Origin of the sequence: Mycobacterium sp. KBS0706, from assembly GCF_005938675.2 — a bacterium.
Taxonomy (GTDB): Bacteria; Pseudomonadota; Alphaproteobacteria; order DSM-16000; family Inquilinaceae; genus Inquilinus.
Genome location: NZ_VCCH02000320.1, coordinates 1 through 692, shown reverse-complemented (window position 1 = coordinate 692; position 692 = coordinate 1). Strand labels below are relative to the sequence as shown.

Genomic DNA, 692 nt, shown 5'->3' with positions numbered 1-692 from the left:
GACCGTGGACCCCGATGCGCCGCTTGGCTACCAGGCGCTGCATCTGGTGTTCTGGCTGCGGCGCGACGTCGAGCAGAGCTTCGCCGCGGCCCGCGCCGGCCTGGCACGCGACCCGAACAACCCGGAGCTCCTGGCCGATCTCGGCGGCCGGCTGTGCCTGAGGGGAGAGTTCGCCGAAGGCCTGCCGCTCCTGACCGAGGCCTTCTCCCGCAACCCCGGCCAGTCCACCTTCTATCGCCTCGGCTTCTTCGTCGCCGACTACATGGACGCCCGATACCAGGACGCGCTGGACGAGGCCCTGAAGATCGACCTGCCGGAAAACCGACTCACGCAGATCGCCCGCGCGACGGCTTACGCTCAGCTCGGACGGAGCGAAGACGCCGCTGCCGCAATCAAGCTTCTGCTCAAAGCCGACCCGGACTACGGGGATCACGTCGTGGCCGATCTGCAGGCCCGCAACGTGGCGCCGGAGATCATTCAGGCCCTTGTCGAGGGCCTCCGCAAAGCCGGTCTCGCTATACCGAAGGCGGGGACCTAGCTGCTCGGGTGTGGTCGATCCTGCGACGCATCAATATTCTAGATGAGGTCGATCGCTCCACCGCAGGCTAGGCGGCCTTGAGGCGCCCGCGGCCATTTCCGTTATCGGGATCCGAGTGCGATGGCCGGTTACCGCCCTTCTCGGACGGCCGGGC

1 protein-coding gene is annotated in these 692 nt (G+C 67.5%); it reads left to right on the top strand.

Annotation, left to right across the window (positions count from 1 at the left end; all coding sequences use genetic code 11):
- A partial coding sequence (locus FFK22_RS43665; protein WP_186002985.1) for a hypothetical protein occupies positions 1–538 on the top strand: 538 nt, incomplete at its 5' end.
- Between the last annotated feature and the right edge of the window lie 154 nt (positions 539–692).